This is a genomic window from Rickettsia monacensis, assembly GCF_000499665.2.
Lineage (GTDB): Bacteria > Pseudomonadota > Alphaproteobacteria > Rickettsiales > Rickettsiaceae > Rickettsia > Rickettsia tamurae.
This window is the reverse complement of sequence record NZ_LN794217.1, coordinates 137,029-149,022: the sequence shown is the minus strand read 5'-3', so window position 1 is coordinate 149,022 and position 11,994 is coordinate 137,029. Positions and strand designations below refer to the sequence as shown.

The window sequence follows — 11,994 nt, the reverse complement described above, 5'->3', positions numbered from 1 at the left end:
ATATGATAAAAGCTTTATATACTCGATCAACTTCAAAAATTGGCTACGTCATCCTACAAGTACTACGGTACTCACGTATTAAGTATACGCTCCATTCCTCGTCTTGTGGATTCCTTGCTCTTTTTGAAGTTGATCTTCGTCTATACTACTCTTCATTTATTTGAGGTATACACTTGGAATATAACGTATAATTTTAAAATTTAATATAAAAATCACAAAAAATTATGAATATTACATTTATCGGTAGCGGATATGTGGGATTAGTCTCAGGTATTATTATGGGCTATTTAGGTCATAATGTTACTTGTCTTGATAATGATGAGGTTAAAATATCCAAATTAAATAAGCAAATATTACCGATTTATGAAGCTAAACTTGATGAGTATCTTAAGCAAGTTTTAGAATATGATAGGTTAAAATTTACAAATATTTATAATAATGAACTTCAAAATGCCGATGCAATATTTATTACGGTCGGCACGCCTTCAAAAGAGTCGGGAGAAGCAGATTTAAAATATGTCTATGATGCTATTGATAAAGTTTCTATGCATATAAATAAAGATTGTTTAATAGTCATAAAATCTACTGTTCCGCCTGATAGTTGCAGTAATATTATAGCTTATTTAAAATCAAAAGGCTTTTCATTTAATGTTGCTTCTAATCCTGAGTTTTTAAGAGAGGGCAGTGCGGTAGAAGATTTTTTATATCCTGATCGTATAGTTATCGGTGTAAATAATAAAGAATCAGAGGAAATATTACGAAAAATTTATGCACCTTTAATAGAACAAGGTGCAAAGTTTGTGGTTACCGATTTAGTGACGAGCGAACTTATTAAATATGCTTCAAATAGTTTTTTAGCTACCAAAATTGCTTTTATTAACGAAATGGCTGATTTATGTGAAAAAATCGGCGGTAATATTAAAGATTTATCTAAAGGTGTAGGACTTGATCAAAGAATCGGTCAAAATTTTTTAAATGTAGGACCGGGTTTTGGTGGTTCGTGTTTTCCAAAAGATATTCTAGCATTAAATAATCTTGTAGAAAATCATCATATCGATTGTAAGATTCTTAAGGCAGTAATTAAAAGTAATAAGCAGCGTCCAAGTAATATGGTAGATAAGATAGCTACTTTGTTAGACGGAGATTTAAAAGGTAAAAATATAGCAATTTTAGGCTTAACATATAAAGCAGGAATAGATGATGTTAGAGCAAGTCCTGCCATCGAAATTGTAAAGATCTTATTAAATAAAGATGTATATGTTAAAGCATTTGATCCTATCGGTCTTGAAAATGCTAAAAAGAATTTGGAACATAAAAATTTGCTATATTTAGATTCGGCAGTTGAAGCTTGTAAATCAGTAGATATTATAGTTATTGCAACTGAATGGTCAGAATTTAAAGAACTTAATTGGCAAGAAATTTATGATTTAGTAAAATCTCCGATAATCATTGACCTTAGAAATATACTAGATAATGAAGCAGTGAAAAAAATCGGTTTTAGATATTATGCAGTCGGAAGTAAAATTTAGTCTTTGTAATTGTCATCCCGCGACTTGATCGCAGGATCCAGTCTTTTTAAATTTTTTTCTGGACCCCGTGATCAAGACACGGGGTGACACAATGACATGAATACAATAAAAACTTTAACATTAATTTAAAATGCGACCTGAATTTATTCATTTAAGAACTCAAAGCTCTTATTCTTTTCTAGAAAGTGCATTAACGATCGAGAAGGTAGTAGAGCTTGCTTCATCGAATAAAATGTCTGCTATTTGTTTGGCAGATAAGGGAAATTTATTCGGCTCATTAGAGTTTGCATTATATGCAGTAAAAAAAGGAGTGCAGCCGATACACGGAGTTATTCTCAACATAAAATATAATATACAGCTAAATTCAGCAAGCTTCAGACAAGATGAATTTAAGGGCAAGCCTGCGGAGCGTACAAAAGTACGTGAGCAAAGGCTTGACTCAAAAAATTCGCTTGTATCAAGCTTGCTGAATGATGCTGGAGATATTTTTGCTCAAATTTTACTTATAGCTAAAGATGAAACCGGCTATAAAAATTTACTCAAACTATCAAGCCTTACTTTTACTAAGAATGATCGTAAGATATGCGATCACATTGATTTTGAAGATTTAATCGAATATCAAGAGGGATTAATAGCGTTATGCTGTTATACCGACGGTATTGTCGGGAAATGCTTGCTAGCTCGCAACGAGGAGCAAGCGATGCTATTTGCACGTAAATTACAGGAAATTTTAGGAGATCGTTTTTATTTTGAGATTATGAGACATGATCTACCTGAAGAACAGTTTATTGAGGATAGTTATATTAGAATTGCTGCCGAGCTTGCTATTCCGCTTGTTGCTACTAATAAAGTTTTGTTTAGTGAGAAAAGCATGCATGATGCACATGATGTATTGTTATGTATATCAGCTGGTGTTACTAAAGAATATCCGGATCGAAAAACAGTTAGCGAAAATTGTTATTTTAGATCACCGCATGAGATGATAGAGCTTTTTTCTGATCTACCTAGTGCCATCCAAAATACCGTGAATTTAAGAGAGCGTTGTTATTTTGCAGCACATGCAAACCCGCCGATGCTGCCTAATTTTGCCACCAAAGATAGTGAAACGGATTTAATTAGAAAAGATGCAAAAGAAGGGTTGCTTGCAAGGCTTGCTACAAAGTTTAAATCTGAAAATATTTCGTTAGAGAATCAAGAAGAATTGAAAACCGAATATTTTGCTCGTCTTAATTATGAGCTGGATATTATCTGTAATATGAATTTTGCCGGTTATTTTTTGATTGTATCCGATTTTATTAAATGGAGTAAAAAAGAGGGTATTTTAGTCGGACCAGGTAGAGGTTCGGGAGCAGGTTCGGTTGTTGCTTGGAGCTTGCTTATTACTGATCTCGATCCGATTAAATTTGGCTTATTATTTGAAAGATTTTTAAATCCTGAACGTATTTCAATGCCTGATTTTGATATTGATTTTTGTCAAGAAAGGCGTGAGGAAGTAATTAATTACGTACGCTCTAAATACGGTAATAATAGAGTAGGACAGATTATAACTTTCGGTAAGATGCAGGCAAAGGCTGTAATTAAGGATGTCGCTCGTGTTCTTAGTTTACCTTATAAATTCGCTGATTATCTAACAGAACTTGTACCTTTTAGTGCAGTTAATCCCGTTAGCCTAGAACAGGCAATACGTGAAGTTCCGGAGCTTGCAAATGCCGCTAAAGGTAATGGACTGTATAATTTAGAGGGTGAGGCGGAGTTAATTAAGCTAGTGCTTGATACTTCGTTAATTCTTGAGGGGTTACATAGGCATTCCTCAACTCATGCCGCAGGAATCGTAATAGCAGGTACTGATTTAGTCGATATAGTACCGGTATACAAAGATGCTAATTCCGATATGCTGGTAGTCGGTTATTCTATGAAATATTCTGAAATTGCCGGTTTAATTAAATTTGATTTTTTAGGGCTACAAACCCTAACGGTTATTACCGATTGTAAGAAACTGCTTAAAGAGCAAGGGATAGAAGTGGATTTTAACAATATGACGTTTGATGATAATAAGACTTATCAAATGTTGTGTAAAGGTAAAGGAGTCGGCGTTTTCCAATTTGAAAGTATCGGGATGAAAGATGCACTTAGACGCCTTAAACCTGATTCTATACATGATTTGATAGCTCTTGGTGCGTTATACCGTCCCGGTCCTATGGAAAATATCCCTACCTATATAGCTTGTAAGCATAAATTACAACAGCCTGATTATTTACATGAGCTATTGAAGCCAATCTTAGAAGAAACTTACGGAGTGGTGATATATCAGGAACAGGTACAAAGAATTGCTCAGGTTCTTGCAGGTTATACGCTAGGAGCTGCCGATTTACTTCGTAGAGCAATGGCTAAGAAGATAAAAAAAGAAATGGAGGAGCAGGAAGAAATTTTTGTTAAAGGAGCAATTGCTAATAATATTTCGGAATCTCAAGCTAAATCCATTTTTGCAACCGTGGCTAAATTTGCCGGATACGGTTTTAATAAGGCACATGCTGCGGCTTACGGTGTTATTTCATACCAAACTGCATATCTTAAAGCTAATTATCCTGCTGAATTTTTAGTAGCATGCTTAAATCTTGAATTAAATAATCATGATAAAATTAATTTATTTCTGCAAGAAGCAAAAGATAACGGCATAAAAATTATTGCACCTAATATTAATATTTCTGAAGGATATTTTAGCGTAAAGTCTTCGGACACTGTCATCCCGCGAGCTGCGACTTGTCATCTCCAAGGTTCTCTATGTCATCCCAGCGAAAGCGGGGATCCAGAAAAGGTAGAAACTGCTCTGAATCATAAAAGTATGAAAATGGATTCCCGCTTTTGCAGGAATGAAATAGAAGGTATTGGATATGACAAAGAAGAAAATGCAATAATCTTTGCCTTAGGTGCTATTAAGGGAGTCACGCCGAATTTCGGTAAGTTAGTAACGGATGAGCGAAAAGCAAGAGGAATGTTTAAATCAATTACTGATTTTATTGAAAGATTACCCCCAAAATCTATTAACAGTAAATTATTGGAAAATTTAATTAAATCAGGCTGTTTTGATGAGTTACATGATAATAGATTGCAATTATTTTCAAGTATTTCAAAATTGCTTTCTTATTCAACTTCATATCACGAAGAGCAGGAATCTAATCAATTTAGTTTAATTAAAGTTTCTACTTTAAGTCCAACTATTTTAGTATCAAGTGATTATGCCGATAAAAATACCTTAGCTTTTTACGAATTTGAGGCTATGGGTTTATTTATATCTAATCATCCTCTTATGCAGTATCAAGAAATATTTAGTCGTTTAAATATTTTAAATATTGCGGATTTACATAATAACTTACCTGAAGGTACTAACCGAGTAAATCTTGCCGGTGTAATACAAAAAAAGGATTCTCGTATGTCAGCAAGAGGTAGATTCGTTACACTCGTGCTTTCCGATCCTGAGAATATCTTTGAGCTTAGTATTTTTAGCGAAGAAGTCTTAAAAGATTATGTACATTTACTTGACGTTAAAAGTTTGGTAGTCGTTAATTGTGATATAATCAAAGATGAAGGAGGAATAAAACTAACGGCAAAAAGCTTTTTATCAATTGAGGATGCAATTAATAATAAACAATTCGAACTACAGCTTTACCCACAAAATCATGAAGAATTACTGCAGATAGTAACCTTGCTTGCAACCCGCACTAATAACGGGGATCAGAGTAATGCTAAAGCTACGATCTATTTACAAAGCGAAGATGTAAAGAATTTTGTAGCAAAAATTACATTACCGGAAAAGTTTTTTCTCCAAGGGCAAGATTTTGAGATTTTAAAAGGATATAGTAAATAGCGGGGTTGTTGCTCGGCTTTCTGTGTCATTCCCGCGAGGCATTGTTGTTTTGATACCGGGTCGTCATTGCGAGCAGCCATAGGCTGCGTGGCAATCTCATGAAATAATAACAAACTCCTGAGATTGCTTCGTCAATTACTTCGTAATTTTCCTCGCAATGACGAAAAAACCGAGCCATGCAACAAAGCCAATGCCTCACAGGAATGAAATCGAAACCTTGAGTCAATTTTTTATAGGCAATACCTGAATTGACGGTAAAATGAATCTATAATTGAGTAATATTCTTTGATGTTTTTTTATCGCTAAATACTGCATTATTATTTTTATTATCGCTAAGTTCCATATATTTTGTTAGTCGATGTTTGTCTGCTATTAACTTTGCTTCTTTTTCTAAATTGATATTTTGCTCAAGATTTGGATCTTTAATTAATTCTTTAAAATAATTACTTATGGATTTTAATCCCAATTTTCCCGTTAATTTACTTAAATATTTATAAAATTTATTTTGGATCGTTTGTTTTTTAGGTTCTGAATTTTTATTGAATATATTATCGGTTTTAACTTCTTGTTTTTTATCGTCTACCACTTTCGTACTATCAGGTGGATTTTTATTAGCTTCAGTTATTAGTTCATTTACTAAATTTTGTTTTTCTTCTTTAAGTACAGCGTCATTCAAAAAGCTTGATACAAGCGAATTTTTTGAGTGTATTGTATCCAAGTTAAGGTTAGTAGTTTCTTGTTTTTCTACATTCGGGAGCGGTATATTAATATGCTCGTTTTTTGTTTCAATTATAGGTGAATCTATTAATTTATTCTCTCCAAAAATATCATAACTTACCCCGATTATGGATAAGGAATAGAGAGGAAGGAAGGTTGCAAGAGTTATTAAACCTTATATAAATAGGGCACTGAAGGAGTAAAATAAAGGTTTAATAACATGTGTAAATATACTACAATATTTTGTATAGTAGATAAATTTTGTAAAATTTATGAGAAATGGGTAAAACATCAATTGCTGAAAAGTAATAAGCAAAGATTTAGAGAAGGTAAGCTTTCCTTAAGTGAAGAACTCTCAATAATGATTTTTACCATTTTAGTGCATATAAACATTTAAAAGCTTATTACCAAAACTTTATTATTAATGGTAATTTGTTCAGGAATCCACCTTGTTATGAGAGATTTGTTCAGCTTATTCCTTCATTATTTCTGCCATTGATTGTGATGTTACATTACTTAAGTGGGAAAAGAACGGGAATTTATTATGCAGATTCCACACATTTTGCAGTATGTAAAAATATCAGAATTAATTCTAACAGAACTTTTAATAATCTTGCAAAAATGGGACGTAGTTCTGTCGATTGGTTTTTTGGATTCAAGCTTCATATGATAATCAATGATAAGGGAGAAATTATTGCTGTTAAAATTACCAAAGGTAATGTTGATGACAGAATTGCATTTGAAGCAATGGTTATCAAAAAGGTCTAAAAGGTAAGTGTTATGATGATAAGGGGTTTATTTCAGAAAAAATGTTTACAAAACTTTATAAGCAAGGTTTAATAAAAATTACCGGAATAAGAAAGGATATGAAAAACTATTTATTACCTCTTTTGGATAAAATCCTTTTAAGGAAGAGATTCATTATCGAAACCATTTTTGGCTACATAAAAGAGAATTTTAATTGTACAAGTTACGACTTAATCTGACAGAGTTGAGTAATCAGGCAGCTTGATGGGCAATCATCAAATTGTCTGATATTCTCTCTATATTACCAATATTTTTATCTATATTACCAATATTACCAATATTTTTATCTTTAGCAATATAAAGTGAATCTGTAAAAGATTGCATTGGTGTTTTACCAAAGCAATGTTTACCGGAATGAGGTCTTGCATTATTGTAACTCACAAGCCAGTTATCTATATCTGTTTGCAATTCATCAAGTGAATTATAAAATTTTTTGCGGAATAGAATGTGATAGCACTCTTCCTGCATAGTTTTATGGAAACGCTCACAGATACCGTTGGTTTGAGGACTATATGCTTTAGTTTTGGAATGATCGATATTCTCAATGCCAAGATATAGTTGGTAAGCATGGTTTTCTGGTTTTCCACAATATTCCGTACCTCTATCAGTTAATATTCTAAGCAGAGGGATATCATGGTTTGCAAAGAATGGAATAACCTTATCATTTAAGTGGTCTGCAGCTGTAATAGCCGTCTTTTCGGTATAGAGTTTACAAATAGCTACTCCTCAATAGGTATCGACAAAAGTTTGCTGATAAATACGGCCTATGCCTTTAATATTACCAACATAGTAAGTATCTTGTGAACCAAGGTAGCCAGGGTGCATAGTTTCTATTTCACCACTAGCTTCACGTTGGTTTTTAACTTTTTCAAGAACAGCAAGTTGATTATCACTTAAAACAATACCATCATTTGCTACTTTAGTCTCTAGAGCTTTTAGACGTTTTTTGAAACTTTCTAAATCATGACGTAACCACACAGATCTAACTCCGCCACCAGAAATGATTATCCCACTTTTGCGTAATTCATTAGCAGCACGTTCCTGACCAAATGCTGGAAATTCAACAGCTATATTAACTACAGCATCCTCTATATTTGCGGGCACACGATTCTTAATGCAAGCTTTACGTCTAGTCATCTCATATAGAGCTTCCCCCCTCCCCACCTTGATCATGGAGCTCTTTGTAACGATAAAATGTATCCCTGCTATAACCCATTACTTTGCAAGCTTGTGATACATTCCCTAATTGTTCAGCGAGTTTTAATAAACCGATTCTTGGCTTTATGATTTTTTCTTGATATGTTGTCATCTGACAGTCTCCTTTTTAGTAGGTTGTTAAAACTTGCCAGGTACTATCTTATCTTTTTTCTTCGTACCCAACAATCCTTAACTGTCAGATCAATTCTTTACTTTTACAATTAAACCTTGCTTATAAAGTTTTGTAAACATTTTTTCTGAAATAAACTCCTTATCATCATAACACTTACCTTTTAGACCTTTTTGATAACCATTGCTTCAAATGCAATTCTGTCATCAACATTACCTTTGGTAATTTTAACAGCAATAATTTCTCCCTTATCATTGATTATCATATGAAGCTTGAATCCAAAAAACCAATCGACAGAACTACGTCCCATTTTTGCAAGATTATTAAAAGTTCTGTTAGAATTAATTCTGATATTTTTACATACTGCAAAATGTGTGGAATCTGCATAATAAATTCCCGTTCTTTTCCCACTTAAGTAATGTAACATCACAATCAATGGCAGAAATAATGAAGGAATAAGCTGAACAAATCTCTCATAACAAGGTGGATTCCTGAACAAATTACCATTAATAATAAAGTTTTGGTAATAAGCTTTTAAATGTTTATATGCACTAAAATGGTAAAAATCATTATTGAGAGTTCTTCACTTAAGGAAAGCTTACCTTCTCTAAATCTTTGCTTATTACTTTTCAGCAATTGATGTTTTACCCATTTCTCATAAATTTTACAAAATTTATCTACTATACAAAATATTGTAGTATATTTACACATGTTATTAAACCTTTATTTTACTCCTTCAGTGCCCTATTTATATAAGGTTTAATAACTCTTGCAACCTTCCTTCCTCTCTATTCCTTATCCATAATCGGGGTAAGTTATGATATTTTTTTTCAAAATGTAATAGATCTACTTCCATAATTGTATTTTTTTAATTTTTAATGTATACTCGTTTAATTTGAAAAATTGGCGTCGTTGTATGGGGCGATGTCGTCCCCGCATGAATCGAAAAATGCGTTCGTTGTCATACCGTGGCTTGACCACGGTATCTAGAAAAAAATTAAAAAAGACTGGATACCGTGGAGGGGCCAAGGTATGACAGTGAATAATATAATTATATAATTACAAAAAAGTAAAAGTGCAAAATTATTTTCAATTACTAGGGCTTCCGCAAGAGTATAATATTGATTTAAAGATATTAGAAAAGCAATATTTTGCTATGCAGGTAAAATATCATCCCGATAAAGCAAAAACTTTGCAGGAAAAGGAACAAAATCTAATTACTGCGGCTGAATTAAATAATGCTTATTCTACTCTTAAAGATGCCTTAAAGCGTGCTGAATATATGCTGCTTTTGCAAAATATAAATTTGAATGACGAAAAAACACGCAATTTACTTTCGCAGCTAAAATTAAGCATATTCTGGGATGAAATGGAAATAATTGAAAATACTATCTTATTTAGTGATTTAGAAAAAATAAAAGACAAATATGAATTAATGAAAAAGCTTGAGATTGATTCTTTAAAACAAGCTTTTGAAGAACAAAATCTATCAGACGCAACTATAAAAACTAGCAAGCTTAAATATATTGGGACATTGCTGCATAAACTGCAAGAAAAAATAAAATCATGCAAATAATAGAAATTAGGGAACCGGAGCAAGCTGATTTTAAGCAAGAACGGCAAATAGCAGTCGGTATCGATTTTGGTACTACTAACTCATTAATAGCTATCTCTAGCAATAGACAAGTTAAAGTTATTAAATCTATAGATGATAAAGAATTAATCCCAACTACTATAGATTTTACAAATGAAGATTTTATAATAGGTAATAATAAAGGACTGCGTTCTATTAAAAGACTATTTGGTAAAACACTAAAAGAAATTTTAAACACTCCGGCACTTTTTTCGTTAGTTAAAGATTATCTAGATATAAATAGTAGTGAGCTTAAGCTAAATTTTGCCAATAGAAGAATACGGATTTCTGAAATTGCAGCAGAAGTTTTTATTTACCTAAAAAATCAAGCAGAAGAACAATTAAAGACTAATATAATTAAAGCAGTAATAACAGTACCTGCACATTTTAACGATGCAGCAAGAGGCGAAGTAATGCTTGCAGCTAAAATAGCAGGCTTTGAAGTATTAAGGCTAATTGCAGAACCGACGGCAGCTGCCTATGCTTACGGCTTAAACAAAAATCAAAAAGGCTGTTATTTAGTATATGACCTAGGCGGCGGCACTTTTGATGTATCTATTCTTAATATACAAGAAGGTATTTTTCAAGTTATAGCAACAAACGGCGATAATATGCTTGGTGGCGACGATATAGATGTAGTAATTACACAATATCTTTGTAATAAATTTGATTTACCTAATTCTATAGATACTTTACAACTTGCAAAAAAAGCAAAAGAAACTTTAACATATAAAGATAGTTTTAATAATGAGATTATATCAATTAATAAGCAAACATTAGAACAATTAATTTTACCTTTAGTAGAACGTACTATCAATATAGCTCAAGAGTGTTTAGAACAAGCAGGAAATCCAAATATAGACGGAGTTATTTTAGTAGGAGGTGCAACCCGCATTCCTTTAATAAAAGATGAATTATATAAAGCATTTAAAGTAGATATTCTATCAGATATCGATCCTGATAAAGCAGTTGTATGGGGGGCTGCATTACAAGCAGAAAATTTAATAGCACCCCATACAAATTCATTATTGATTGATGTAGTACCTTTATCGCTGGGCATGGAATTATATGGCGGTATAGTTGAAAAAATCATCATGCGTAATACTCCGATTCCTATTTCAGTAGTAAAAGAATTTACGACTTATGCCGATAATCAAACCGGTATACAATTTCATATATTGCAAGGTGAACGTGAAATGGCTGTAGATTGCCGTAGCTTGGCTCGATTTGAGTTAAAAGGATTACCTCCTATGAAAGCAGGGAATATTAGAGCCGAAGTTACTTTTGCTATTGACTCAGACGGTATATTATCCGTTTCTGCTTATGAGAAAATCAGCAATACATCACATACTATAGAAGTAAAGCCAAATCACGGTATTGATAAAACGGAGGTTGATATTATGTTAGAAAACGCTTATAAAAATGCTAAAATAGATTATACTACAAGATTATTACAAGAAGCAGTAATTGAAGCAGAGGCTTTAATCTTTAGCATAGAACGTGCTATAGCGGAATTAACAGCTTTATTATCGGAAAGTGAGATATCTATAATTAATTCTTTATTAGATAATATAAAAGAAGCCGCACACGCTAGAGATCGGATCTTAATTAATAATTCTATTAAAGAGTTTAAATCCAAAATAAAAAAATCTATGAATACAAAGTTTAATATAATAATTAATGATTTGCTAAAAGGCAAAAATATCAATCAAATTAAATAGCCTCAGTTATATATAATCGAACTAATTTAGATAAGGAAAAATAAGAAGAATGTCAGGAAAAATAAAAGTAACATTTATTATAAATGATGGAGAAGAAAAAACAGTAGAAGCACCGATAGGGCTTTCTATTTTAGAAATTGCCCATAGTAACGATCTAGACCTTGAGGGAGCTTGTGAAGGATCGCTTGCTTGTGCTACTTGTCACGTTATTTTAGAAGAAGAATTTTACAACAAATTAAAAAAACCTACGGAAGCAGAGGAAGATATGCTTGACTTAGCCTTCGGTCTTACCAATACTTCTAGATTGGGATGTCAAATTATTTTAACCGAAGAATTAGACGGCATAAAAGTACGCCTTCCTTCTGCTACTCGTAATATAAAATTATAATGGATTA

Annotated in this window: 9 protein-coding genes and 1 pseudogene; 7 read left to right on the top strand and 3 right to left on the bottom strand. The window is 32.5% G+C overall.

Going from position 1 to position 11,994, the window contains the following annotated elements:
- Nucleotides 1-224: 224 nt before the first annotated feature.
- Together RMONA_RS00750 and dnaE are read left to right on the top strand one after the other, a co-directional pair.
- Nucleotides 225-1,529, top strand: coding sequence for a UDP-glucose dehydrogenase family protein (locus RMONA_RS00750; protein ID WP_023507192.1), 1,305 nt, complete (start codon nt 225-227; stop codon nt 1,527-1,529).
- 130 nt (nt 1,530-1,659) lie between these two features.
- Entirely contained in the window at nt 1,660-5,394 is a 3,735-nt protein-coding gene (dnaE, locus tag RMONA_RS00745; protein ID WP_023507191.1) for a DNA polymerase III subunit alpha, read from the top strand.
- 265 nt (nt 5,395-5,659) lie between these two features.
- On the opposite strand, the gene RMONA_RS11130 is transcribed toward dnaE, so the two are convergent.
- A complete protein-coding gene (locus RMONA_RS11130) occupies nt 5,660-5,860 on the bottom strand; it encodes a hypothetical protein (RefSeq protein ID WP_032139081.1) in 201 nt (66 codons plus the stop codon).
- A gap of 755 nt (nt 5,861-6,615) precedes the next feature.
- Here RMONA_RS11130 and RMONA_RS00735 point away from each other — a divergent pair.
- Together RMONA_RS00735 and RMONA_RS07700 are read left to right on the top strand one after the other, a co-directional pair.
- Nucleotides 6,616-6,879 (top strand): transposase, encoded by a 264-nt coding sequence (locus RMONA_RS00735; RefSeq protein ID WP_023507103.1) that lies wholly within the window; start codon nt 6,616-6,618, stop codon nt 6,877-6,879.
- A 41-nt stretch (nt 6,880-6,920) separates the two neighbouring features.
- A complete protein-coding gene (locus tag RMONA_RS07700; protein ID WP_242402797.1) occupies nt 6,921-7,097 on the top strand; it encodes a transposase in 177 nt (58 codons plus the stop codon).
- Nucleotides 7,098-7,110: 13 nt separating this feature from the next.
- Here RMONA_RS07700 and RMONA_RS00730 read toward each other — a convergent pair.
- Together RMONA_RS00730 and RMONA_RS00725 are read right to left on the bottom strand one after the other, a co-directional pair.
- Nucleotides 7,111-8,227, bottom strand: a pseudogene (locus RMONA_RS00730) (IS481 family transposase).
- Nucleotides 8,228-8,408: 181 nt separating this feature from the next.
- Nucleotides 8,409-8,672 (bottom strand): transposase, encoded by a 264-nt coding sequence (locus RMONA_RS00725; RefSeq protein ID WP_023507103.1) that lies wholly within the window; start codon nt 8,670-8,672, stop codon nt 8,409-8,411.
- Nucleotides 8,673-9,320: 648 nt separating this feature from the next.
- Here RMONA_RS00725 and hscB point away from each other — a divergent pair.
- Genes hscB through RMONA_RS00710 form a run of 3 tightly spaced genes read left to right on the top strand, consistent with a single transcriptional unit; the run spans nt 9,321 to nt 11,987 of the window.
- A complete protein-coding gene (gene hscB / locus RMONA_RS00720) occupies nt 9,321-9,821 on the top strand; it encodes a Fe-S protein assembly co-chaperone HscB (protein ID WP_023507188.1) in 501 nt (166 codons plus the stop codon).
- On the top strand, nt 9,812-11,599 hold the full coding sequence (hscA, locus tag RMONA_RS00715) for a Fe-S protein assembly chaperone HscA (RefSeq protein WP_023507187.1): 1,788 nt from the start codon (nt 9,812-9,814) through the stop codon (nt 11,597-11,599). The genes hscB and hscA overlap by 10 nt, the downstream gene beginning before the upstream one ends.
- Before the next feature lie 49 nt (nt 11,600-11,648).
- Nucleotides 11,649-11,987, top strand: coding sequence for a ferredoxin family 2Fe-2S iron-sulfur cluster binding protein (locus RMONA_RS00710; RefSeq protein WP_023507186.1), 339 nt, complete (start codon nt 11,649-11,651; stop codon nt 11,985-11,987).
- The last annotated feature ends 7 nt before the right edge of the window (nt 11,988-11,994 follow it).

Bases quoted from the DNA above. Each gene is read 5' to 3' on its own strand.
- hscA (WP_023507187.1), top strand. From the start codon at position 9,812: ATGCAAATAATAGAAATTAGGGAACCGGAGCAAGCTGATTTTAAGCAA.
- RMONA_RS00710 (WP_023507186.1), top strand. From the start codon at position 11,649: ATGTCAGGAAAAATAAAAGTAACATTTATTATAAATGATGGAGAAGAA.
- dnaE (WP_023507191.1), top strand. From the start codon at position 1,660: ATGCGACCTGAATTTATTCATTTAAGAACTCAAAGCTCTTATTCTTTT.
- RMONA_RS07700 (WP_242402797.1), top strand. From the start codon at position 6,921: ATGTTTACAAAACTTTATAAGCAAGGTTTAATAAAAATTACCGGAATA.
- RMONA_RS00750 (WP_023507192.1), top strand. From the start codon at position 225: ATGAATATTACATTTATCGGTAGCGGATATGTGGGATTAGTCTCAGGT.
- RMONA_RS00735 (WP_023507103.1), top strand. From the start codon at position 6,616: ATGTTACATTACTTAAGTGGGAAAAGAACGGGAATTTATTATGCAGAT.
- RMONA_RS00725 (WP_023507103.1), bottom strand. From the start codon at position 8,672: ATGTTACATTACTTAAGTGGGAAAAGAACGGGAATTTATTATGCAGAT.